Origin of the sequence: Krasilnikovia sp. MM14-A1004, assembly GCF_047159485.1 — a bacterium.
Lineage (GTDB): Bacteria > Actinomycetota > Actinomycetes > Mycobacteriales > Micromonosporaceae > Actinoplanes.
Genome location: NZ_AP038773.1, coordinates 1,344,734 through 1,366,900, shown reverse-complemented (window position 1 = coordinate 1,366,900; position 22,167 = coordinate 1,344,734). Strand labels below are relative to the sequence as shown.

The 22,167-nt window shown below is 72.9% G+C and carries 21 protein-coding genes; 8 read left to right on the top strand and 13 right to left on the bottom strand.

Annotated features, from left to right (window positions below):
* Positions 1-52: 52 nt before the first annotated feature.
* The 3 genes from ACMCNN_RS06370 (at position 53) to ACMCNN_RS06360 (ending at position 3,447) form a co-directional block, all read left to right on the top strand.
* Positions 53-970 (top strand): hypothetical protein, encoded by a 918-nt coding sequence (locus ACMCNN_RS06370; protein WP_412745231.1) that lies wholly within the window; start codon positions 53-55, stop codon positions 968-970.
* Positions 971-1,134: 164 nt separating this feature from the next.
* Positions 1,135-2,070, top strand: a complete 936-nt coding sequence (locus tag ACMCNN_RS06365; RefSeq protein ID WP_412745230.1) for a hypothetical protein — start codon at positions 1,135-1,137, stop codon at positions 2,068-2,070.
* A 192-nt stretch (positions 2,071-2,262) separates the two neighbouring features.
* A complete protein-coding gene (locus ACMCNN_RS06360; protein ID WP_412745229.1) occupies positions 2,263-3,447 on the top strand; it encodes a DUF2637 domain-containing protein in 1,185 nt (394 codons plus the stop codon).
* Between the two features lie 83 nt (positions 3,448-3,530).
* On the opposite strand, the gene ACMCNN_RS06355 is transcribed toward ACMCNN_RS06360, so the two are convergent.
* The 5 genes from ACMCNN_RS06355 to dxs form a co-directional block, all read right to left on the bottom strand.
* Positions 3,531-4,730 carry a sensor histidine kinase gene (locus ACMCNN_RS06355; protein WP_412747082.1) on the bottom strand — a complete coding sequence of 400 codons (1,200 nt, stop codon included), beginning with the start codon at positions 4,728-4,730 and terminating at the stop codon, positions 3,531-3,533.
* Positions 4,731-4,759: 29 nt separating this feature from the next.
* On the bottom strand, positions 4,760-5,452 hold the full coding sequence (locus ACMCNN_RS06350; protein ID WP_412745228.1) for a response regulator transcription factor: 693 nt from the start codon (positions 5,450-5,452) through the stop codon (positions 4,760-4,762).
* 100 nt (positions 5,453-5,552) lie between these two features.
* Positions 5,553-6,893: a PQQ-binding-like beta-propeller repeat protein gene (locus ACMCNN_RS06345; protein ID WP_412745227.1), complete on the bottom strand. Its 1,341-nt coding sequence runs from the start codon at positions 6,891-6,893 to the stop codon at positions 5,553-5,555.
* A 2-nt stretch (positions 6,894-6,895) separates the two neighbouring features.
* A complete protein-coding gene (locus ACMCNN_RS06340) occupies positions 6,896-8,221 on the bottom strand; it encodes a PQQ-binding-like beta-propeller repeat protein (protein ID WP_412745226.1) in 1,326 nt (441 codons plus the stop codon).
* Positions 8,222-8,375: 154 nt separating this feature from the next.
* Positions 8,376-10,301 (bottom strand): 1-deoxy-D-xylulose-5-phosphate synthase, encoded by a 1,926-nt coding sequence (dxs, locus tag ACMCNN_RS06335; RefSeq protein WP_412745225.1) that lies wholly within the window; start codon positions 10,299-10,301, stop codon positions 8,376-8,378.
* Between the two features lie 132 nt (positions 10,302-10,433).
* On the opposite strand from dxs, the gene ACMCNN_RS06330 reads away from it, so the two are divergent.
* Positions 10,434-11,852, top strand: coding sequence for a cation:dicarboxylate symporter family transporter (locus ACMCNN_RS06330; protein ID WP_412745224.1), 1,419 nt, complete (start codon positions 10,434-10,436; stop codon positions 11,850-11,852).
* Here ACMCNN_RS06330 and ACMCNN_RS06325 read toward each other — a convergent pair.
* Together ACMCNN_RS06325 and ACMCNN_RS06320 are read right to left on the bottom strand one after the other, a co-directional pair.
* Positions 11,841-13,190 carry a class I SAM-dependent RNA methyltransferase gene (locus ACMCNN_RS06325; protein ID WP_412745223.1) on the bottom strand — a complete coding sequence of 450 codons (1,350 nt, stop codon included), beginning with the start codon at positions 13,188-13,190 and terminating at the stop codon, positions 11,841-11,843. The genes ACMCNN_RS06330 and ACMCNN_RS06325 overlap by 12 nt on opposite strands.
* Positions 13,187-15,259 (bottom strand): APC family permease, encoded by a 2,073-nt coding sequence (locus tag ACMCNN_RS06320; RefSeq protein ID WP_412745222.1) that lies wholly within the window; start codon positions 15,257-15,259, stop codon positions 13,187-13,189. Before ACMCNN_RS06320 ends, ACMCNN_RS06325 begins: the two co-directional genes overlap by 4 nt.
* A 112-nt stretch (positions 15,260-15,371) precedes the next feature.
* On the opposite strand from ACMCNN_RS06320, the gene ACMCNN_RS06315 reads away from it, so the two are divergent.
* Positions 15,372-16,037 carry a potassium channel family protein gene (locus tag ACMCNN_RS06315; RefSeq protein ID WP_412745221.1) on the top strand — a complete coding sequence of 222 codons (666 nt, stop codon included), beginning with the start codon at positions 15,372-15,374 and terminating at the stop codon, positions 16,035-16,037.
* Positions 16,037-16,717: a potassium channel family protein gene (locus ACMCNN_RS06310; RefSeq protein ID WP_412745220.1), complete on the top strand. Its 681-nt coding sequence runs from the start codon at positions 16,037-16,039 to the stop codon at positions 16,715-16,717. Before ACMCNN_RS06315 ends, ACMCNN_RS06310 begins: the two co-directional genes overlap by 1 nt.
* Positions 16,718-16,721: 4 nt before the next feature.
* On the opposite strand, the gene ACMCNN_RS06305 is transcribed toward ACMCNN_RS06310, so the two are convergent.
* The 4 genes from ACMCNN_RS06305 to dut all read right to left on the bottom strand — a co-directional run bounded on the left by ACMCNN_RS06305 (position 16,722) and on the right by dut (position 19,457).
* Positions 16,722-17,456, bottom strand: a complete 735-nt coding sequence (locus ACMCNN_RS06305) for a DUF3159 domain-containing protein (RefSeq protein WP_412747081.1) — start codon at positions 17,454-17,456, stop codon at positions 16,722-16,724.
* Positions 17,457-17,578: 122 nt separating this feature from the next.
* A complete protein-coding gene (locus ACMCNN_RS06300) occupies positions 17,579-17,962 on the bottom strand; it encodes an OB-fold nucleic acid binding domain-containing protein (protein WP_412745219.1) in 384 nt (127 codons plus the stop codon).
* A 276-nt stretch (positions 17,963-18,238) separates the two neighbouring features.
* A complete protein-coding gene (locus ACMCNN_RS06295; protein WP_412745218.1) occupies positions 18,239-18,907 on the bottom strand; it encodes a DUF3710 domain-containing protein in 669 nt (222 codons plus the stop codon).
* A 67-nt stretch (positions 18,908-18,974) separates the two neighbouring features.
* Entirely contained in the window at positions 18,975-19,457 is a 483-nt protein-coding gene (gene dut / locus ACMCNN_RS06290) for a dUTP diphosphatase (protein WP_412745217.1), read from the bottom strand.
* Between the two features lie 110 nt (positions 19,458-19,567).
* Here dut and ACMCNN_RS06285 point away from each other — a divergent pair, with 110 nt between their 5' ends.
* Positions 19,568-20,065 (top strand): DUF3093 domain-containing protein, encoded by a 498-nt coding sequence (locus ACMCNN_RS06285; protein ID WP_412745216.1) that lies wholly within the window; start codon positions 19,568-19,570, stop codon positions 20,063-20,065.
* A 5-nt stretch (positions 20,066-20,070) separates the two neighbouring features.
* On the opposite strand, the gene ACMCNN_RS06280 is transcribed toward ACMCNN_RS06285, so the two are convergent.
* Complete coding sequence (locus tag ACMCNN_RS06280) at positions 20,071-20,853, bottom strand: hypothetical protein (protein WP_412745215.1); 783 nt, start codon at positions 20,851-20,853, stop codon at positions 20,071-20,073.
* 73 nt (positions 20,854-20,926) lie between these two features.
* Positions 20,927-21,223 carry a DUF4193 domain-containing protein gene (locus ACMCNN_RS06275; RefSeq protein ID WP_023561654.1) on the bottom strand — a complete coding sequence of 99 codons (297 nt, stop codon included), beginning with the start codon at positions 21,221-21,223 and terminating at the stop codon, positions 20,927-20,929.
* 396 nt (positions 21,224-21,619) lie between these two features.
* Here ACMCNN_RS06275 and ACMCNN_RS06270 point away from each other — a divergent pair, with 396 nt between their 5' ends.
* Positions 21,620-22,156 (top strand): LytR C-terminal domain-containing protein, encoded by a 537-nt coding sequence (locus ACMCNN_RS06270; protein ID WP_412745214.1) that lies wholly within the window; start codon positions 21,620-21,622, stop codon positions 22,154-22,156.
* The last annotated feature ends 11 nt before the right edge of the window (positions 22,157-22,167 follow it).

Sequence of the window (22,167 nt, the reverse complement as noted above, 5' to 3'; positions counted from 1 at the left end):
CTTGGTCCTGGTCGATAGGCTCCGTGCGCCCCGTATCAACTCTGGAGTTCACATGACGCAGCCGCCCTACCCGGGCCAGCCCGGTCCCGACCCGACCGGCGGATATCAGCCTCCGGCAGCCCCGGGCCAGCCCGCATATCCGCCGCCCGGCCAGGGCGGTTACCCGCCCGCCGATCAGGGCGGTTACCCGCCGCCCGGCCAGGGTGGTTACCCGCCCGCCGACCAGGGCGGATACCCGCCGCCCGGCCAGGGTGGTTACCCGCCCGCAGACCAGGGCGGATACCCGCCGCCGGGTCAGGCCGCCTACCCGCCGCCGGGGCAGCCCGGCTTCCCGCCGCCCGGACAGCCGGGGATGGCGCCGCAGTTCGGTGCCCCGGCGCCGAAGAAGAAGTCCTCCGCGCTGAAGATCGTGCTGATCTCGGCCGCGGTGATCCTGGTGCTCTGCGTCGGCGGCATCGCCGCGGCGTTCTTCGCCGGCAAGGACAAGGTCACCGAGATCGTCGAGGCGTCGAAGATCACCGTGACCGAGCCGCAGACCCTGGCCGGCCGGGAGAAGGTGACCGACCCGTCGCTGGCCGGCAGCGTCGACGCGCTCGACAGCGAGATGAGCAAGATCGCCGGCACCACCAGCTCGGTCGGTGCCATGTACGGAGACCCCACCAAGCAGGACCTCGTCATGATCGCCGCGGCCTCCACCCTGCAGGGCTCGGAGCAGGGCCGCTTCGACGAGTTCACCAAGGGCATGAGCCAGGGCGGATTCTCCGTCGAGGGGCTCAAGGACACCGACCCCGGCCCGCTCGGCGGCATCGCCAAGTGCGGTGACACGTCCGCCGCCGGCGTGCCCACGGCCGTCTGCGTCTGGTCCGACAAGGGCAGCGTCGGCATGGTCGCGATGCTGTTCAAGAAGTCGGCCGACCTGGAGAAGGAATTCGTCACCATGCGCGGCCAGATCGAGCAGAAGCAGTCCTGATCGCACCGGGGTGCGGGCGCCAGACCGGGCACCCGCACCCCGGCATCGCGCCTCGCCATCGAGCAGCGTGACGCGACTCCCATGAATGGAACGGGAAAGGGGACGGCGTCCAGCGCCGCCGCCCGATAGGCTCCCCGATCTGTAGCCCGATCGATGGAGCCCTGATGTCGCAGCCGCCCACGCCGCCCTTCTCGGGTCAGCCGTACCCTGAGCAGCCGTACCCGGGCCAGCCGTACCCCGCGCAGCCGCCGCATCAGGGCCAGGCGCCCTACCCGGGGCAGCCGTACCCCGTCTACCAGGGCCAGCCGAACCCGGACGTGCCGACCTCCGTGCCGCCGCAGCCCGGCTTCCCCTCCTCCGCTCCCCCGTACGTGGGACAGCCCGGATTCGGCGGCCCGGAATTCGCCCAACCGGGTTACCCCGCGCCGCAGCCGCCGACGAAGTCGCGGGCGCTACCCATCGTGCTCGTCTCGCTGGCGGTCATCCTCGTGCTCTGCGTCGGTGGCGGCACCGCGGTCTTCCTCGCCGCCCGCAACAACGCGGACAAGTTCACAGAGGCGCCGATCACGACGGGCCCCGCCATCGAGCCGTCCGTCGACAGTTCCACGGAGCCGACAGACGATCCGACCACGCCGCAGGTCACGGTCTCGATCACCGAGCCGAGGACGCTCGGCGGCCGTCCGAAGTTGACGGACAAGCAGTTCGCCGGGGCGACGAAGGACCTGAAGAAGGCGCTCAGCGACATACCCGGCGCGACCCGTACGGTCGGGGTGCTCTACGGCACCCCCGCCAAGCGGGACGTGGTGGTGCTGGTGGCCGCCCAGGCCCCGATGGCGGACCCGAAGCACGAACTGGACGGCATGTTCTTCGGCGCCGGCGTCAGCGGCGTGAAGATCTCCGGCATCATCGACGTCAGCCCCGGCCCGCTCGGCGGCGCGGCCCGATGCGGCAAGGCCGCGTCGTCCGACGTCACCATGGCCATCTGCGGCTGGGCGGACAGCGGCAGTACGGGCCTGATCATCTGGTACTTCAAGTCGGTCAGTAGGGCGAAGGCCGAATTCCCCAAGCTGCGGGCGGAAGTCGAGAAGAAGTCGAGCTGACTCGCCGTAGCACGGCATCACATTTCCGTATCGCTCCCGACACGAACGAGACGCTGAGCTGGGAGCGGTTTTGCGTCCCGAAACATCGAGCGGTCAGGATGGTCGCCGGGCCCGGCCAGGGTCCAGCGACCATTCCGACTGGCAGAGGAGCGTCCGGTGCCACTCCCGCAACTTCGCCGTGTCCGCTGGGCAGTGCGAGCCACCCTTCTCCTGGGCGTCGCGGCCTCCGTGGTCGCGAACATCCTGCACGCCCTGGAGAACCCGATCAGCCAGGCCATCGCCGCGTGGCCGCCGCTGGCACTGCTGCTGACGGTGGAGCTGATCTCGCGGGTTCCGGTGCACCGGCGGTCGCTGGCCTTCACCCGGCTGGTCGCGACGGCCACCATCGCGGGCATCGCCGCCTGGGTGTCGTACTGGCACATGGCCGGGGTCGCCGCCCGGTACGGCGAGACCGGCGCGTCGCCGTACCTGTTGCCGCTCTCCGTGGACGGCCTGATCGTGGTGGCCAGCATTTGCCTGGTCGAGCTGGGCGGCCGGATCGCCGCCCTGCAGGCCGACCGGGACGGCGCCGCGGCCGTTCCGGGTAGCGGACCCACCGTGCCAGTCGTGGGCCCCGCCGCTCCCCTGGCGCGGCCGATCACGCTGACCGTGCCGAACACCACCCCGGCCACCCGGCCCGCCGCCGAGGCGATGCCCGCTGCTGTCCGGCCCGCCACCTCAGCCGCGCCCACCTCAGCCGCCCCTACGGCGACCAGTACCGCCCGGCCCGCCGCCGCGACGGCGACCAGTGCCGCCCGGCCCAGCGCAGACGCAGCGCCGGGCGCCGCCCGGTCCGCCGTGGATTCCGCAGTCGATTCCGCAGTGGACCCAGCCGACGACCGCGCCGACGAGGCGTCGCCGGCCGCCACCGCGGCCGCCGTGGCGGTCGCCTTCTCGCATGCCGCAGCAGCTGACACCACGCCCGAGGTGGCGCCGTCCGTGCGCGCCGACGCCAAGCCACGGCACAGCACCGCGGATGCGCTCGCCGAGGTCGCCGCCGCGCTGCCGCGCGCATCGGACGCCGGGTTCACCCCCACGGTGACCCGCGGCAGCGGACGCCCGTCCAGCTCTCCCGGCCCGAAGACCAAGGGGCCCGCCTCGCGGGCGAAGAAGGCCGGCGGCGCGTCGACCCGCCCGGGCGCCAGCCCCCGCCGCAGCCCCCAGGAGAACGCCGCCCTCGCCGCACGCCTGCGCGCGGAACGGCCCGAGCTGACCGACGCCGAGGTCGCCGCGGAACTGGGCATCAGCGTCGAGCGCTGGCGGCGGATCCAACGCGAGACCGCCAAGGACATCGAAACCGCCAAGGACGACGCCCGCCGCCTGGGCCTGGCCGCCTGACCGCCGCTGGTACCCGATCTTGAAGAGTTCGGGTCAGCTCCGAACCCGAACTCTTCAAGATCGGCGCACCCATGGCGGCGCGACTAGGACGGGGCGATGCCGAGGTTGCCGGTACGGGGGACGGCCGCCGACGCCGCCACGACCGGCGTCGAATCCGCGCCCGGCAGGCTGACCGTGACCTCCAGCCCCCCGCCGGGATTCGCCACCGCGGAGACCGTGCCGCCGTGCGCGTCGCAGACGGCGCGGACGATCGACAGGCCCAGCCCCGAGCCACGGGAGCCGGTGCGCTCCCAGCCGCCCCGGCGGAACGGCTCGAACAGGCCCGGTACGTCCGCGGGCTCCACCTCGTAGCCGGTGTTGCCCACGATCAGCCGCGCCTGCCCGTCCACGGTCTCGGTGCGCAGCCACAGCTTGCCGAGCAGGTGGTTGTAGCGGATCGCGTTCTCGATGAGATTCCCGGCGAGACGGTCCAGCAGGCTGGGATCGCCGACCACGGGCGCGGGCTTCAGGTCCGTGGTGACCTCCAGCTTCAACCGTTCCGCCTCCGCGCGTACGGCCGACAGCGCGTTGCAGACGCTGGTCGCCAGGTCGGCGGGCACCTTCCGGACCAGCCGCCGTCCCGACTGCGCCTCGCTGCGGGCCAGGACGAGCAGCGCGTCCACCAGGCCGTTGGCGCGCTCGGAGGCGTTGCGGACCACCTTGGCCATGCGCCGGTACTCGGCCACGTCGGCCTCGTCGTCGCTGAGCGTCACGTCGATCTCGGTACGCATCACCGCCAACGGGGTGCGCAGTTCATGCGACGCGTTGGCCACGAACCGTTTCTGCGCCTCGAACGCCCCGCCCAGCCGGTCCAGCATCGCGTCGAAGGTGCGCGCCAGCTCGGCCACCTCGTCGTCGGCGCCCTCGTACCCGATGCGCTGGTCCAGGGTCTCCTCGCCGAGGCGGCGGGCGGTGGCGGTGACGTTGTGCAGGGGACGCAGCGCCCGCCCGGCGACGGCGTATGCCCCCGCGACCCCGATCAGGCCGATCGCGAACAGGGCGACGAGGCCCTTGGCCAGCAGTTCCGCCGACGCGCTCTCGACCAGTTCGGTCTGCCAGGCGCGGGCGTCGCGAGTGCTGCCGTCCGACATCACCACCTGGGTGCCCTCGCGCAGCTCGTCCGCCGGGTGCAGGGCGTCGCCGACCAGGAGCCAGGCCAGCAGCACGAGTACGGCGCCCGCGCCGATGAGCAGGATGCCGTTGAGCAGGGTGAGCCGCAGTCGCAGGGTGGGGCGCAGCCGCATCCGGTCGCGGTTGCGGCCCAGGTACACCGTCACGGCGTGCCACCGGCGGGCGCGACGGTGACGGGATCGGGCACCCGGTATCCGGCGCCGACCACGGTTTCGATCAGCGGCGGCTCACCGACCTTCTTACGCAGCGTCATCATGGTCACCCGTACGGTGGTGGTGAAGGGGTCGGTGTTCGCGTCCCAGACACGTTCCAGCAGCTGCTCGCTGGACACCACCCCGCCGCGCGCCTTGAGCAGCTCCTCCAGGACGCCGAACTCCTTGTTCGTGAGGTCCAGGGTGGCGCCGCCGCGGGTGACCACCCGGCGGGCCGGGTCCAGCACCAGGTCGCCCACGGTCAGCACCGGCGGGGCGGCCGGGGTGGCCCGCCGTCCGAGCGCCTGCACCCGGGCGACCAGCTCGTCGAAAGCGAACGGCTTGGAGAGGTAGTCGTCGGCGCCCAGTTGCAGCCCCTCGACCCGGTCGGCGACCGTGCCGCTGGCGGTCAGCATCAGCACGCGGGTCAGTGCGCCCGAGGCGACCAGCGCGGCGCAGATCTCGTCGCCGTGCATGCCGGGCAGGTCCCGGTCGAGCACGACGACGTCGTAGCGGGTCACGTACGCCATCTCGTGGCCGGACAGCCCGTCGTAGGCGACGTCCACCGCCATGCCCTTGCGGCGCAGCCCTCGCACGATCGCGTCGGCGAGGTTCCGCTCGTCTTCCACCACCAGCACGCGCACCCGGGTCCTCCGTACGTCCTCCACGGCCGCGCCCAGCCTGCTGGCCGGCGCGTGAAACAGCCGTAAGGGGAAGGCTACTGCCCTCGGGCCCGGCCACCCCTCAGGCCGAGTACGCCCACACCTCGACGCCCGCCGAAGCCCGGCAGGCGACGAACCGCGTGTCGGCCGCACAGTCGGTGAGCGCCGTCCGGGACTCACCGAGCGGCTGCACCACCCGCCGCCCCGGCAGCAGCACCCCGAACGCGGTGCCCTGCCCTGCCTCGCGGCGGGCCAGCACCAGCGGGGCGGGCGCGGGCCCGGTGGCGAACGCCTGCCACGCGCTCAGGTCCACCACGGGCATCCCGGAGGCCGGGTCGACCGCGCGCAGCGGGCGGCTGCGCCCACTCTGGACCTCCACCGCGTACCCCGCGCCGGTCTGCAGGTCGACGTCGCCGGTGGTGCGCCAGCGCGGCCGGCCCGTACCCGGATCGAGCACCACCAGGCGGGAGTGCGCCTTTTCGCAGGCCAGGCCGGTGCAGGTGGCGGAGTTCCCGGCGTCGGCGGGTTCGGTGCGCCGCCACCGCGGCGCCAGCGTGTCCATCGCGAACGCGGTGACCACCGTGCCGTCGTCGCCGGCGGCCTGGCGGACCAGCAGCAGGTCGCCGACCACGTCACCCCAGGACATGGCGCCGGGGATCCGGGGCAGGGACTGTTCGCGCAGCACCGCGCCGGAGTCGGCGGCCCGCAGCGAGAGCCGTCCGGAGGCCATCACCACCACGCCGGCGACCCGGCCCCGCGTCCGGGCGGGGTAGATCGAGCCGGGGAACCGCGCCGACCAGCGGGCGCGTCCGGTCGTCAGGTCGACGCCGCGCAGCTCGGTCACCTCGGGTGGCTCTGTGTGCGGTTGCCCGGACGAGGAGAAGTACAGGGCGCCGGGAGCGCCGGAGGATTCGTCGTACTCGGTGCCGGGCCGGAACTGCTCGGCCTGCACCAGGCCGATGTCGTCGGTGAGCGGCAGGACCGGCACGGGCGAGATCCACCGCACCGCGCCGGTGCGGGCGTCCAGGACGGTGGTGGCCTGCCCGGCGCGCAGCAGCACGTGGTCGCCGGCGATCTGCACCGAGCTGCCGCCCTGCAGCGTCCCGCCCGGCGCGTCGTCGGCCGTGGTGGCGGTCCGCCACAGCCGCCGCAGCGGCCGCATCGTCCACGCCGAGGTGATCCGGCGCCCGTCGACCACGTCGAAGGTGTACAACCGCCCGCCTGCCACCTGGAAGTCGGCGGCCGACGCCAGCGGCACCACACCGGCGCGCCGCCAGAAGACGGCGGCGGCGGGGACCGCCCCGGCCAGGGCCAGCGCCAGCACGGCGGCGAGGGCGAGGCCGAGGCGGCGGTGGCGGCGGAGGGCCGGGCGGGCGGGGGCGGGCGGAGCGGCCGGATCGGTGCTCAGCTCGATCAGCGCCACACTCACCCCTTCTGCCGGTACGCCCACACGATCAGCTCGCCCGCCGTGGAGCGGCAGACCAGCCGGGCGGGCGCTGCCTGGCAGTCGCCGGTGCCGGCCGGCAGGACGGCCAGCAGGCGGGGTCGTGCGTCGCCGGGGGCGGCGACGGCGACCATGGTACGGGCTCCGGCCTGCTCAGCGTGGGTGACGACGACCCGCTGTCCGCCGCCCGTGCCGGTCAGCGGGCGCCAGCCGTGCAGGTCGGCCAGCACCCGCCCGGTCGCCGGGTCGATCAGGCCCACGGTCTCGATGGTCCCCTCGGGTGCCGCGTACGCCAGCATCACCGCACCGCGCTGCTCCACGCCGCGCCAGTCCGGCCGGTACCACCGTTGGGTGCCGTCGACGGGGTCGAGGGCTCGCACCCCGTCCGGCCCCACGAGGCAGGTCAGCGAGCCGCATGCCCGGATCTCGAACGCGTCCCCGGCCGGGCGGGTCCACCGCCGCGTCAGCGTCACGGCGTCGTACGCGGAGACCACGTTTCCCGCCGTACCCGGGTGGCGCAGCAGCACCAGCCCGCCGACGACGGCCGGGTTGTCGGGCCCGTAGTCGGCGGGCGGCAGCGTGGCCGCGGTGAGCCGGGTCCCGGTGGTCAGGTCGTGCACGGCGGCCGTGCGGTCGTCGTGCACGAGCAGCATCCGCGGCGGCACGTCCCCGAGCGCCGGCACGCCCAGCAGCACAGCGGTGGACGGGATCTGCACCCGCCAGCGGGTCGCGCCGGTGACCACGTCGAGCGCGTCGATGGAGCCCTCGACCCGCCGGCCCGGTCCGGACAGGCTGCGCACCCCGGCGACCGCCAGCAGCGCGCCGGACCCGGCCAGGGTGACCACGTTTCCCGTACGGCGCCACCGGGCGTCGCCGTCGGCCAGCGCCACCGCCGTGGTGCCGGGATCGCCGACACCGGTGAGCCCGGCGCTCCAGGGCCGCAGCAGGACGAGCCCGCTGGCCATGCGCAGCCGGTAGGTGGGTGCGGCGGGCTCGGTGCGCCAGCGCAGCCGCCCCGAGGAGAGGTCGTACATGCTGAGGCCGCCGAGGTTCTGGGCCAGCAGTTGCCCGGCGTCCGTGACCAGGTACGAGTCGGCGGGACCGACGGGCAGGTTCAGCAGGGGTGACAGGACCGGTGGTGGCGGTGCGGCGGACGCGGTGGCGCACCACAGCACGAGCAGGGCCGTGATGAGGGGCCCGAGCCAGGCCGGCACGGTCGAGCGCGTCGGCGCGGCGTACGTCTCGGGCTCACCGCGCGCCAGGCCGAGGTCGATGACGACCGCGCCGCCGAAGGTCTCCGCCCCCATCACCCAAAGATAACGACCAGATAACGGCCGGCCCGGGTTCCCGGCTCACCTGGCACATTCCGCGCAAACCCGGGGCCACATCCGCAACTTGCACGTGGCCCGGCCGCCGTGGGCGCGGCCGGGCGTCGTCGATGAATCGGGCTGAGATCGCGTCTCAGGAGGTCGGCTGGATCTCCGTCGCGCGTTCCTGCAGGCCCGAGATGTGGCCGGTGACGTCGCGCGCGATGTCCTGCGCGGTGAGCCCCAGGGCCGTGAGGATCTCGGCGCGGCTGCCGTGCGGGTGGAAGCCCGGCGGCACCCCGAAGTCACGCAGCGGCACGTCGACACCCGCGTCGCGCAGCAGGCTCGCCACCGCGTCGCCGACGCCGCCGGCGCGGATGCCGTCCTCCAGCGTCACCACCAGGCGGTGCTCCGCGGCCAGTCCGGCCAGCTCGATCGGTACGGGGCGCACCCAGCGCGGGTCGACGACCGTGACCGCGTACCCCTGGCCCGCCACCCGCTCGGCCACCTCCATGCCCAGCTGGGCGAACGCGCCGACCGCGACGAGCAGCACGTCGCCGCGGGAGCGGTCCTCGCGCAGCACGTCGACCTGGCCGACGCGGCGCAGCGCGGGCAGTTCGGGGGCCACCGAACCGGTCGGGAACCGGACGATCGTCGGGCCGTCGTCGACCGCAACCGCCTCGCGCAGCTCCTCGCGCAGGGTGGCGGCGTCGCGGGGCGCCGCGATGCGCAGCCCCGGCACGACCCCGAACACGCTCATGTCCCAGATGCCGTAGTGGCTGGGGCCGTCGGGCCCGGTGATCCCGGCCCGGTCGAGCACGAAGGTCACCGGCAGCCGGTGCATGGCCACGTCCAGCAGCACCTGGTCGAAGGCCCGGTTGAGGAACGTGGCGTACACCGCGACGACCGGGTGCAGGCCGCCCATGGCCAGGCCGGCCGCCGAGGTGGCGGCGTGCTGCTCGGCGATGCCGACGTCGTACACCCGCTCCGGGTATTTCTTGGCCAGGGTGGCGATGCCGGTGGGCTCGGCCATCGCGGCGGTGATGCCGACGATCTCCGGGCGCTCGTCGGCGATCGCGACGAGTTCCTCGGCGAAGACGTGGGTCCACTTCACCGACGGGGCGGCGGTCAGCGCGCCGGTCCGCGGGTCGAACGCGCCGGGGCCGTGCAGGCAGTCGGCCTCGTCCTCCTCGGCCGGGCGGTAGCCGTAGCCCTTGCGGGTCACGGCGTGCACGATCACCGGGGCATTGAAGCCCTTCGCCTTGCGCAGCGCCGACTCCATGGCGTGGATGTCGTGGCCGTCGACCGGGCCGACGTACTTGAGACCGAGGTCCTCGAACATGGGCTGCGGGCTGACCGCGTCCTTGATGCCGCGCTTGACCGCGTGCAGCACCTCGTACATCGGCTTGCCGACCATCGGTGTCGAGCCGAGGGCGTCCTTGACCAGGTCGAGGACGCGCTCGTAGCCGGGGTTGAGCCGCAGCGTGGACAGATGCTCGGCGAGCCCGCCGATCGTGGGCGCGTACGAGCGGCCGTTGTCGTTGACCACGATGACCAGGCGGTTCCCGCTGGCGGCGATGTTGTTGATCGCCTCCCAGCACATGCCGCCGGTGAGCGCCCCGTCGCCGACCACGGCCACCACGTGCCGGTCCTCGCCGCGCAGCGTGAACGCCTTGGCCAGGCCGTCGGCGTACGACAGGGCTGTGGAGGCGTGCGAGTTCTCGATCAGATCGTGGTCGCTCTCCGCCTGGCTGGGGTAGCCGGACAGCCCGCCGCGCTGGCGCAGCAGATCGAAGCCGCCCTGCCGGCCGGTGACGATCTTGTGCACGTACGCCTGGTGGCCCGTGTCGAAGAGGATCTTGTCGCGGGGCGAGTCGAAGACACGGTGCATCGCGAGGGTCATCTCGACGACGCCCAGGTTCGGCCCGAGATGCCCGCCGGTACGGGACACCTTCGCCACCAGGAAGTCACGGATCTCGGCCGCGAGCAGGGTCAACTGCTCGGTGCTGAGTCGCCGCAGGTCCCCGGGGCCGGTGATGCCCGCGATGAGTCCGGCGTTCGGCGGAAGTGTCTCGCTCATGAGGGGTCAGTGTATCCACGGCCGGCAGCCGCGCATGCATCTTGCACGGACGTAGACCGAACCCACACCGAACCTACACAACCGCTCGCGGCCGGGGTGAAGCCAGTCACAGGAACCGGTATGAAGATAACCATGACCATCGATGCCGTACCGGATCAGCCCGCGCCCCGCCGCCGCGACCGCAGCCACGTGCTGTACGTCTCCGTCGTGGTCGGCATGGTCCTCGGCGTGGCCGTGGGGCTGCTCTGGCCCGACGTCGGCGTCGCGCTGCGCCCGCTCGGCACCGGATTCGTGAACCTGATCAAGATGATGATCGCTCCGGTGATCTTCTGCACGATCGTGCTGGGGGTCGGCTCGATCCGCCGGGCCGCCCGGGTCGGCAAGGTGGGCGGGCTCGCCCTGCTGTACTTCATGATCATGTCGACGGTCGCGCTGACGATCGGGCTGATCGTCGGCAACCTCCTGCACCCCGGCACGGGTCTGCACCTCAGCGACAAGCTGGCCGCCGCGGGCCAGGCGCAGGCCGCGGACCACGCCGCGTCCGGGGTCGACTTCGTGCTCGGCATCATTCCGACCACGCTCTTCTCCGCCCTGACCGGCTCGCAGGTGCTGCAGACCCTGCTGGTGTCGCTGCTGATCGGCTTCGCGGTGCAGTCCCTGGGGCCGGGCGGCGAGCCGGTCGTCCGCGCCATCACGGTGCTGCAGCGCCTGGTCTTCCGGGTCCTCGCGATGATCATGTGGCTGGCGCCGATCGGCGCGTTCGGCGCGATGGCCGCCGTGGTCGGGGCGACCGGAATCGACGCGCTCAAGAGCCTGGCCAGCCTGATGGCCGCGTTCTACGCCACCTGCCTGCTGTTCGTGTTCGTGGTGCTCGGGCCGCTGCTGTGGCTGGTCTCGCGGGTGTCGATCTTCCGGCTGCTGCGCTACCTGGCCCGCGAGTTCCTGCTCATCCTGGCCACCTCGTCGTCGGAGTCCGCGCTGCCCCGACTCATCGCGAAGATGGGACATCTCGGGGTGAGCCGCCCGGTCGTCGGGATCGTGGTGCCGACCGGGTACTCGTTCAACCTCGACGGCACCGCGATCTACCTCACGATGGCGTCGCTGTTCATCGCGGACGCGCTGGACAAGCCGCTGACCGTGACCCAGCAGATCGGGCTGCTGCTCTTCATGATCATCGCGTCGAAGGGCGCGGCCGGGGTCACCGGCGCGGGCCTGGCGACCCTCGCGGGCGGCCTGCAGAGCCACCGTCCCGACCTGGTGCCCGGCGTCGGGCTCATCGTCGGGATCGACCGGCTCATGTCCGAGGCCCGGGCGCTGACGAACTTCGCCGGCAACGCGGTCGCCACGGTGCTCGTCGGCACCTGGACGCACGAGTTCGACAGGGCACAGGCGCAGGCCGTCCTTGCCGGTGAACGCCCCTTCGACGAGCAGAACTACACGGACGACACCGCCGCCGCCGACGGCCGCGGCGAAGACTCCACCAACCGCGACGGTACGCCGGGAGCCCAGCACACCCGCCGATCCCGCGGCGGTGAGCGGCTAGCCCGGTAGCAGCAGCGCCACGCACTCGACGTGCTGCGTCATCGGAAAGCAGTCGTACGCCCGCAGCCGCGCCAGCCGCCACCCGGCCTCGGCGAAGGTGGCCACGTCCCGAGCCAGCGCCACGGGGTCACAGGCGACGTACGCGACCGCCCGCGGCCGCGCGGCCGCCACCGCCCGCACCACCCTGGCGCCGGCGCCGGTCCGTGGCGGATCCAGCACCACCAGGTCCACCGGGGCGGTCACCCGGCGCCGGGCCAGCGCCACGTCCACCTTCGCGGTGACGACCTCCACGCCGCTGAGATCGGCCAGGTTCGCGCGGGCCGCCGCCACCCCCGTCGGCGACGACTCGACCACGGTCGTCCGCGCCCCGGTGCGTTCGGCCAGCGCCGCGGCGAACAGGCCCGCGCCGCCGTACAGATCCCAGGAGATCTCGCCCGGCGCCGGGCTCAGCAGGTCCAGCACCGCCGCGACCAGGGTGTCCGCCGCGGCCGGGTGGATCTGCCAGAAGCCCTCGGCGGGCACCTGCCAGTCCCGGCCCGCCGCGACCTCCCGCACCACCGCCGGACCGGTGCGCGACATACGGCCACCACCGGAGGCAACACCGCCCGGGACGTCGGTGTCCGGGACGTCGGCGCCAGGGCCGTCCGCGGCCGGGTCGTCGGTGGCCGGGTCGTCGGGGGGCAGGGGGGCGCCCTCCGCCCGCCGCACGGCCACGCTCACGTCGCCGCCGGTGGAGGCCACCACCTCCACCGCGGAAGCGTCGGGCCAGCGGCGGGTGGTGACGTCGAGGTCCTGCAGCCGGGGGTGGGCGATACGGCAGCGGTCGATCGGCACCACCTGGTGCGAGCGGTGCTGCAGCAGACCGGCCCGCCCGGCCGCGTCGACCGCGTAGCGCACCCGGGTGCGCCAGCCGAGCGGCCCGCCCGGCAGCGGTTCCACCCGCACGCCGAGCGCGTCGACGACGTCCTCGGGCAGACGGCCGATCCGGGTGAGGGCCTCGCGCACGACGGCCGCCTTCCAGTCCCGCTGCGCCTGCTCCGCGACGTGCTGGAGATCACATCCGCCGCAGGCGCCCGGCCGGGCCCACGGGCACGGCGGGTCGACCCGGTCGGGCGAGGGCTCGTGCACGAGCACGGCGTCGGCTCGCAGATAGCCGCGGTGCAGCTCGGTCACCTCGGCCGTGACCAGCTCACCGGGCAGCGCGTGCCGCACGAACACCACGCGACCGTGCGGGCCGCCGAGCCGGGCGACGCAGTGCCCACCGTGCGCGGGCGCGCCCACCCGCACCTCGATCCGGTCGCCCTCGACGATGTCGTCGCCGGGCAGATCGCGGCCGGGCAGGGTCACTGCCGCTCTTCGGTGGACGGGTCGCCGACCGCGGCGACCGGGTGGCCGGCCGGGACCGCGGGCGACGTCGGCGCCTCGGCGCTGCCGAAGCGCGGGCCGCGCGCCGGGGCCCGGGTCAGGTCCCGGTCCAGCCGCTCCAGGTCCTTGTCCTGGCTGGAGGCCAGCTGCCACGGCACGCTGGTCACCATCACGCCCGGCTCGAACAGCAGACGGCCCTTGATCCGCAGGGCGCTCTGGTTGTGCAGCAGGTGCTCCCACCAGCGGCCCACGACGTACTCCGGCACGAAGACCGTGACCACGTCGCGCGGCGACTTGCGCCGGACGCTCTTGACGAAGTCGATGATCGGCCGGGTGATCTCCCGGTACGGCGAGTCCACCACGGTCAGCGACACGGGCAGCTGCCGCCGCTCCCATTCCTCCTGTAGGCCCCTGGTGTCCTTGTCGTCCACGTTGACCGTCACGGCGGTCAACGTGTCCGGACGGGTGGCCTGCGCGTACGCCAGCGCCCGCAGCGTCGGCATGTGCACCTTGCTGACCAGCACGACCGCGTGGTTGCGCGACGGCAGGACGGGCCGTTCCTCGGTCGGCTGCAGTTCCCGCGACACCCGCGTGTAGTGCTTGTGGATGCCGAGCATGATCACGTAGATCACCAGCATCGCGGCGATGGCGATCCAGGCGCCGAGCAGGAACTTGGTGATCAGCACGATGATCAGCACCGTGCCGGTCATGAACATCCCGAACGTGTTGATGACCCGGGACCGGTGCATCCGGTGGCGCACGTTCGGGTCACGCTGGGTGCGCAGCAGCCGGTTCCAGTGCCGGATCATGCCCGCCTGCGACAGCGTGAACGACACGAACACGCCGACGATGTAGAGCTGGATCAGCCGGGTCACCTCGGCCTGGAACGCCACGACCAGGGTGGCGGCCGCGATGGCCAGGAAGACGATGCCGTTGGAGAACGCCAGCCGGTCACCGCGGGTGTGCAGCTGCCGGGGCAGGTAGCGATCCTGGGCGAGGATCGAGCCGAGCACCGGGAAACCGTTGAACGCCGTGTTCGCGGCCAGGAACAGGATCAGCGCGGTCACCGCGCCGACCAGGTAGAGCAGGAACGAGCCGTTGCCGAAGACCGCCTCGCCGAGCTGCGTGGTGACGGTCTTCTGCACGTAGCCGGGCGGGCCGGACAGGATCTGCGACGCGTCCTCGACGTACTGCAGTCCGGTGGCCCGGGCCAGCAGCACGATCCCGACCAGCATGACGATCGCGATGGAGCCCAGCAGCAGCAGCGTGGTGGCCGCGTTGCGGCTCTTCGGCGGCTTGAACGCGGGCACGCCGTTGGAGATGGCCTCGACACCGGTCAGCGCGGCACATCCCGACGAGAACGTCCGCAGCAGCAGGAACACGAATGCGAAGCTGTCCAGGTGGCTCTCCTCGGCCGAGATGACCAGCGTCGCGCTGGGCGCCTTCAGGTCCTGACCCAGCACGAAGATCCGGACCAGCCCGGTGAGGATCATCCCGACGATGATGATGATGAACGCGTACGTCGGGATGGCGAAGGCCGTCCCCGACTCCCGCAGCCCGCGCAGGTTCATGGAGGTGAGCAGGCCGATCGCCAGCAGCGCGATGCCGACCTTGTGTTCGGCCACGAACGGCACGACAGAGCCGAGGTTGCTCACCCCGGCGGCCGTGGACACCGCCACGGTGAGGATGTAGTCGACCAGCAACGCGCTCGCCACGGCGACGCCGTACCGGGGGCCGAGGTTGACCGTGGCCACCTCGTAGTCGCCACCGCCGGACGGGTAGGCGTGCACGTTCTGGCGGTAGCTGGCGACCACGGTGACCATCACCACCGCGACGGCGAGGGTCACCCAGGGCGAGAGCGCGTAGGCGCTCGCGCCCGCGATGGACAGCGTCAGCAGGATCTCGTCGGGCGCGTAGGCCACGCTGGAGAGCGCGTCGGAGGCGAACACCGGCAGCGCGATCCGCTTGGGCAGCAGCGTGTGCTGCAGCCGGTCGGAGCGGAACGGCCGGCCCACCAGCAGCCGCTTGACGAGAGAAGTCGGTCTTGCCACAAGCGCCAAGCGTACGGGCGCCATGCGTACGCCGTATGCCGCCCCGTCGTCCGCGCGGCAACGCCGCATGGCACGCTCTGGTCTGTACGAACTCAGCGGGAAGGTGCCAACAGTGCACGTGGTGATCATGGGGTGCGGCCGGCTCGGCTCCACCCTCGCCCACAACCTCGACGCGCGCGGACACTCCGTGGCCATCATCGATCAGAACGCCGACGCGTTCCGGCGGCTCAGCGGTGACTTCAAGGGCATCACGGTGACCGGCATCGGCTTCGACCGTGACGTGCTGACGGCGGCGGGCATCGAGCGCGCCGACGCGTTCGCGGCCGTGTCCAGCGGCGACAACTCGAACATCATCTCGGCCCGCCTGGCCCGCGAGACGTACGGCGTGCCCCGGGTGGTGGCCCGGATCTACGACGCCCGCCGCGCCCAGGTGTACGAGCGGCTCGGCATCCCGACGGTGGCGACCATCCGGTGGGCCGCCGACCGGATGGTGCGCCATCTGGTGCCCGAGGGCACGGTCGAGGTGTTCCGTGACCCCACCAGCGCGGTATCCATCGTCGAGGCGCCGCTGCACCGGGACTGGATCGGCAAGACGGTCAAGGCGCTGGAGGAGGCGACCGGGGCGCGGGTGGCGTACCTGATGCGGTTCGGCATCGGCTCGCTGGCCAACCCGTCGATGGTGCTGCAGGACGGTGACCAGGTGTTCGTGCTGGTCACCGACGATACGGTCGGCGACGTGCTGAAGATCGCGTCCGGCGCCGGGGTGGGAGGGCACTGATGCGCATCGCGATCGCCGGGGCCGGCAACGTGGGCCGGTCCATCGCGCAGGAGCTGATCGGCAACGGCCACCAGGTCATGCTGATCGAGCGCCAGCCCCGCCAGCTGCGCCCGGAACGGGTCCCCGAGGCGGAGTGGGTCCTCGCCGACGCCTGCGAGCTGACCAGCATGGAGGAGGCCGAGGTGGCCAACTGCGACGTGGTCGTCGCGGCCACCGGTGACGACAAGGCCAACCTGGTGGTGTCGTTGCTGGCCAAGACCGAGTTCGCCGTCAACCGGGTGGTGGCCCGGGTGAACCGCGCCGAGAACGAGTGGCTGTTCACCGAGCAGTGGGGCGTCGACGTGGCGGTCAGCAAGCCGCGCCTGATGGCCGCGCTGGTCGAGGAGGCCGTCACGGTCGGCGACCTGGTCCGGCTCATGACGTTCCGGCAGGGCGAGGCGAACCTGGTGGAGATCACCCTGCCCGCGCACGCCCCGTACGTGGGGCAGCCGGTGCGGTCCGTGCCGATGCCGCGCGACGCCGCGCTGGTGGCGGTGCTGCGCGGTAAGCGGGTGCTGGTGCCCACCCCGGACGACCCGCTGGAGGCGGGCGACGAGCTGATCTTCGTGTGTACGACAGAGGTGGAGGACGCGGTCCGCGCGGTGGTGCTGGGCACCGACGCCGCGCCCCGCGGCGAGTAACGGATCAGGCGGTGGCCTGCGCCGCGCGTTCCGCCCGGGTCGCGCGGCGCACGGCCCACACCGTCAGCGCCAGCATGCCGGCATAGATGGGCCAGCTCAGGAAGATCCGGGCCACGCCGAGCAGGTCGGGGCGGTCCAGCCAGTAGAGCACTGCCTGCACGCCGCCCCGGACGATCAGCGAGACCGCCCAGGCGACCGTGAGCCACTGGAACGTGCCGAGCAGGCGCTTGTTCTCCAACCAGTCGTGCTTGCCCTTGTTGGCCATCACGGCCCACACGTACCCGATGATCGGGCGGCGGAACGCCGTCGAGAGCAGCAGCAGCGCGGCCTGGCCCAGCGTGATCAGGATGCCCGGCAGGTAGAAGTCCTTGGCGTGCCCGGAGCGGGCCGCGAGATACGCGCCCAGCGCGATGCCGACCAGGCCGTTGATCGCGTGCCGGATCGGTTCGCGGCGGGCCAGCCGGTAGATCGCGATGGCCACCGCGGTGCCCACCGCGCCGCCGATCGCGATGTACAGCCCGGTGCGGGAGTCCTCCGGCAGGCCGACCGCGTCGAGCCCCACGATGAAGTTGAGCAGCACGAACGCCAGCACCGGCACGCTGGACTCGATCAGGCCGCGCATCCCGCCGAGCTGCTCGGCGATCTGCTCCGACATGGTCGGCAGCGGCTCCTCGCCCTCGGCGGGCGGCTCCGCGGGCGTTTCCGCGGCGGGCTCTGCATGGTCCGCGCCGGGGAGCAGGCTCAGCTCCTCGGCGACTTCCTCGGTGACAGGGTGCAGGTTGAGCGCCTCCACGACCTCCTCGGCAACGCGATCTTCCACCCCTTCGCGCGGTGCGGCGTGACGGGGTTCGCTGCCGGGTGTCACCGGGGCGCCTCCAGCTCGTAGAACGGGTTGTAGATCACCTTGCGCTCGTCGCGGATGGCGATCCGGCCGCGCGCGGTCAGCTGCCGGCCCGGCTCGATCCCGGCGATGGCGCGCCGCCCCAGGAAGACCAGCGTGACCACGTCACTGCCGTCGTAAAGGTCGGCCTCCAGCGTCGGGAGGTTGGTGCGCGGAGTGTACGCCACGGTGCGCAGTCGCCCCGACACGGACACGATCTGCCCGCGGCGGCACTGGTCGGCCAGCACGGCCCCGCACTTGGCGGAGTCGCGCTGCAGCTCCTGTGCGTCGAGCTCCGCCTCGGAGGCGGTCAAGCGCTCGAAGAACCGGCGTAGGCCGCCGGTCGTGCGTTCGTTGGTCGCCATGGCCCGACGTGTCACCTCTCCTCGACGACCCGGTGGGACGGCACAGTGTGGGCCCGAGGCCCGCGTCCACCGTACGCCGGAACCGCCACGGGTGACCTCCGTCACCACAGCACGGCCTAACCGAGCGCACCGAGCGCAGCGAGGGCCACGAGGGCAGGCCCAGACAGCACGGCCTGACCGAGCGCACCGAGCGCAGCGAGGGCCACGAGGGCAGGCCCAGACAGCACGGCCTGCCCGACCGGGGGCCGCGACGATATGCCCCACCGGCACGGCGAATCAAGGGGTGGGGTCGGCCCCGTCCGCGAGGTGCTGCTGGGCGTGCTCGGCCATCTCCTGCGGCAGCCGCAGCGGCAGCGCCTCACGGACCGGCCGCGCCTCGGCGTCCCGGACCACGACCAGCCCCTCCAGGCACTGCCCCAGGGCGCCCTCCAGGCTGGGGTCGGTGGCGACCGGGCCCTGGTACAGCCCGCGCACCATCCAGCGCGGCCCGTCCACGCCCACGAACCGCACGTCGGCGGGGCCCTGCGGGGTCTCCACCCGGGCCAGCAGCTCCGTGCCGTACGGCCCGTCGACCTCCTGCGGCCGGACGCCGTCGGCGGCCATCGCCTCGGCGATCTCCGCGCGCACCTCGTTCCAGATGCCCTCGGTACGCGGCGCCGCGAACACCCCGAGCTGCAGCGCGCTCTCGCCCACCACGAGGACGACCTGCTCGACGCCGCCCTCCGGGTTCGCCTGGACCCGCACCTCGACCCCGTCCACCGCCGGGATCTGCAGGCTGCCCAGGTCGAGCCGCTGCACCCCCTCGGGGGCGTACGCGGCGTCCCACGGGCCGCGCTCGGGCGCGGCCCCCTCGGACTCGGCCGACATGCTCTGGGCGAGCGCCGCCGAGCGCGGCGCGTCCGCGCGGCGCACGTGCTTGGGGCCCCCCTTGCTGCGGGAGAACATCTGCCTTGCCACCTTCCGTTCCAAGCCTGCCGGACCCGTCCGGGTCCGGTTCACCGACGCTGCTGCCTCACCGGCGTTGCTGCGCGGGCAGGGCCGCATGCCCGCCGGTCGAGCCGTGCCCGCCCGCGCCGCGCGCGGTCTCTGGCAACTCCTCGACGGCGCGGAACACGGCGCGTTCCACCCGCTGGACGATCAGTTGAGCGATCCGGTCGCCGCGCGAGATCCGCGCGGTGCGGGCCGGGTCGTGGTTGACGAGATTCACCATGATCTCGCCGCGGTAGCCGGCGTCGACCGTACCGGGCGCATTGAGCACGGTCACGCCGAGGCGGGTCGCGAGCCCCGACCGCGGATGCACCAGGCCCACGTGCCCGTCCGGCAGCGCCAGCGCCACCCCGGTACGCACGAGGGCACGCTCGCCGGGGGCCAGCGTGACGTCGACGGCGGCGCAGAGGTCGGCGCCCGCGTCGCCCGGGTGTGCGTACGCCGGCAGCGGCAGGTCGGGGTCGAGCCGGAGGACCGGCACGTCCACAGCTTCGGTCACGTCGTTCATCCTGTCTCGTACGGCCTGCCTCGTGCGGCTCGGGTGGCCCGTCGCGGGCGCCACAACCCTGCCCCATCCTGCCGTGCCGGGCCGGGCAGGCGCGCCGTACCCTCACCAGCGTGACACCCGAGCCTGCCGCAAGCACGGCGACGTCGCGACCCCGGTACGCCGAGCGGCTCACCGTGCCGTGGTGGGCGTGGCCGCCCGCCCTGGCGGTGGCGGCGATCCTGGCGGCCGAGATCTGGCTCGGCGGACCGGGCCTGCGGGCCTGGGTGCCGTTCGTCGTGGTGCTGCCGCTGTGCGCGGCGCTGCTGGTCTGGCTCGGGCGGCTGCGGGTCGCGGTCACCGACGCGGAGTTCCAGGTCGACGACGCCCGGCTGCCGCTGGCGGTGATCGCGGACGTGGTGGCGCTGGACGCGGACGGCAAGCGGGAGGCGCTGGGCGTCGGTGCGCATCCGCTGGCGTTCGTGGTGCAGCGGCCGTGGGTCGGTGGTGCCGTGCAGGTGCTGCTGGACGATCCGGGCGATCCGACGCCGTTCTGGGTGGTCAGCACCCGCCGCCCGGTCGAGCTCGCGAGTGCCCTGCTGGCCGCCACCGAAGGCGCGAAGCGCCGGTAACGGGCCTAGGAGCGAGGCGGTTCGCCGCGGCGCAGGTCCCGCTGCACCTTCTCGCCCAGGGCGCGGGTGGCCCGGCGGTTCAGGTACGCGCCGACGGCCGCGCCCGTGAGCATCGGGCCGAAGGTGGTGAGGTTGCGCCCGAACCGGCGCAGCAGGGTGGTCTGCAGGTCCTTGCGGGCGGCCGTGCCGAGCACGGTGCCGACGCCGGCGCCGGTGGTCAGCGGGTTGACGCCGCGCTGCTGCGACCAGGCCTGCATGAGCCCGCCGGCGCGCTGGGCGGGACTGCCGGTGATGGGGCGGCCGTACACCTCGTGGAGTTCGCCGACGAGCTTCAGCTCGACGGCGACGACCGCGACGGTCTCGGCGGCCAGCAGGACCGGCGCGGACAGCAGGGTGGGTGTGGCCACCCATTCGATGGAGGCCAGGCCGCCGCCGGTGGCGCCGACCCCGGCGGTGGCCCGGGCGGCGTTGCGGATGAGGCGTTCGGCGAGGGCCTCGTCGTCCAGGCCGGGCAGGTGCCGTCGGAGGGTGGCCAGATCACGTACGGGGATGTGCGGGGCGATGTCGGCGACCGCGTCCGTCATCCAGCGCAGGACGGCGCGCGGGTGCCAGATGCGGCCCGGCATGCGCCGGACGTCGTGCACGAGCCGGCCGATCAACCGGCGCCGGTGGCCCGGTTCGAGGTCCCCGTCGGCGATCGCGGCCACGGCGTCGCCGATCTCGGGGGTGGCCTGCGTGGGGGCAGGCGGCTCGGAACCGGCGGCCGCCGGGTGCTCGGGCTCGGTCATCGTCGTCCTCAGGGATCGGTACGACGCCCGACCGCCTTCCGGGCGGCCGGGTGGTGGGCGGTGCGGGTGGCCGTCAGGCGCACTCGCGGCAGATCAGTTCCCCGTTACGCTCCACCGCCAACTGGCTGCGGTGGTGCACGAGGAAGCAGCGAGCGCAGCGGAACTCGTCGGTCTGCATCGGCAGCACCTTGACGGTGAGCTCCTCGTCGGCGAGGTCGGCGCCGGGCAGCTCGAAGCTCTCCGCCACCTCCACCTCGTCGACGTCCACTGCGCCGGACTGAGAGTCGGCGCGGCGGGCCTTGAGTTCCTCGAGGCTGTCCTCGCCGAGGTCGACCTCATCGCGACGCGGAGCGTCGTAGTCGGTGGCCATCGGTCTTCACTCTCCTGTATCGATGTGTCGCTTGGCGTTAGTAACGCCCGCGACGTCGTTCTGGTTCCCGGTTCCCGTGGTCGAATTTGCGCTGCTCTCGCGAACAGTGGGAGCGACCGCGGCCGAGGCGCCCCCGCCCCTCGCGAAACTGCCCCGGCGAGCGCGGTACGTTACCGCTCTCGCGACGGGCTTGTACGCGCATGGACGGACAATTGTTCCCGATGTGACTGAGGCGACATCAAAGTAGGGGTACGCGGCCGTGGATCATCGTCGGCGCGCCGGAGCCATTCCCTGTTTCCCCGCTCCTGGAAGTCAGACGCTAACCTCACCGCAGAGCCGTCCGCCGCCGGACGGCGATCGAGCCATGTGTCGTACCACCTAACGGGAGCCTGCCCCATGAGCTTTGCGCGCGTCCGAGCGCTCGTCGTGATCGGCGCCCTCGCCGCCGCGGCGATCGTCTTCGTCATCGTCGCGCTCGTGCGCGACACCCAGGGCGGCGCGGTGGCCGGCGACAAGTGCCCGCCGGGATCCGTGATGGCGAACCTGGCATTGCCGAATGATCCTAGCGAAGTAACCATAAAGGTACTCAACGGGACATCAACGGCGGGTCTGGCCGAGAATGTCACGAACGACTTCAAGAACCGGAAGTTCACGGTTCTGAAGCCGGACGAGGACAAGAAGCGGGTCACCGACGTCGCCGTGCTGCGGTATGGACCGGACGCGGTGGGCGCGGTGCAGTTGCTGCGGGCGTACTTCCTCGATCAGGCCGAGCTGGAGTACAACGCGAAGCGCAAGGGTGCGGTGATCGACATCGTGGTCGGCAGCGGCTTCCGGCAGCTGGCCACCTCGACCGAGGTCAACCAGTCCCTGATCGAGGTGGGACAGCCCGAGGCTCCGCCGGGTTCCTGCCCGGCGCCGGCCAAGAAGAAGTGACCGCCCGGCCC